Annotated in this window: 1 protein-coding gene and 1 pseudogene; both read left to right on the forward strand. The window is 62.0% G+C overall.

The annotated features are described in order from the left end of the window. Nucleotides 1–588: pseudogene (locus NW819_RS08645) on the forward strand (glycosyl transferase); the annotation flags it as partial. A 30-nt stretch (nucleotides 589–618) separates the two neighbouring features. Further along, the coding region (locus NW819_RS08650) for a class I SAM-dependent methyltransferase (protein ID WP_414413502.1) at nucleotides 619–1,043 on the forward strand (425 nt) is incomplete at its 3' end.

Here is a 1,043-nt window from a genome sequence, read left to right on the forward strand (position 1 = left end):
GCGTCAGCGGTGCGGAGCACTAGCGCCTTCCCGCATCAGCGGGAGGTGGGGCTGACGGGATCGGATCCCCGCTACGGGCCGGAGGAGGTTGCCGCCCAGTTGGGGTTACACCCGGAGCAACCCAGGGCTTTGTTTACCTTTGGCGGGCTGGGGGTGCAGGGGTTTCCTTACGAGCGGCTCCAAGATTTTCCCGACTGGCAGTTTCTCACCTTTGATCCGGAAGCTCCCCCCTTGCCCAACTTGCGGGTTTTGGATGGGCGGGTGTGGCGACCGGTGGATGTGATGCCCCTCTGCCGCTGGGTGGTGTCCAAGCCGGGCTATGGCACTTTGGCGGAGGCCCTGCGCAGCCGCACGTCCATGGCCTGTGTCGTCCGCTCTGGGTTTGCCGAGTCACCGTTGCTGGTTGAGGGTTTGCGGCGCTATGGCTGGCATCGCATTCTCTCGCCAGAGGAGTTTTTTCAAGGATCCTGGGACTTTTTGCGGGATCCCGCCCACCCACCCCAGAGGCCGGATGGATTGGATCTGCAGGGGAATGAAACCCTGGCTGCTGCCTTAGAGGCATTCCTGCGGGGAAGGGATGCCGGGTAGCATAAAGGGCAGCTTCCTGCAGCGGATCCCATGGCCAGCAGCTCGACAGAATCTCTGCGGCAACTGTACGAAGAATTGCCCTACCCCAATGTGGCGATTGAGGCCTCGGGCCGCAACGCCATTGACGGGTTGTACCGCCTAAGTTTGACCACCGCCCAATACGCCCGCACCCGCGCCATTGTGCCCAGCGAAGGCGCTCTCATTTTGAATGCCGGCTGCGGCTCGGGCTGGGAAACGTTGATCTTGGCGGAGGCCAATCCGGGGGCGCGGCTGGTGGTGTGCGACCTGTCGGCAGAGTCGGTACGGGTGACGGAGCGACGCTTGCGCTACCACGGTTTCGGAGAGGTGGAGTTGTATGTTCTCGACCTGTTGGATATCGAACAGTTGGGGTTGGAATTTGATTTCATCAGCCTCAACGATGTGCTCTATCTGCTGGACGATCCGGTGGCGGGGCT

The organism is Synechococcus sp. R8-2 (assembly GCF_047461715.1).
GTDB lineage: Bacteria > Cyanobacteriota > Cyanobacteriia > Thermostichales > Thermostichaceae > Thermostichus.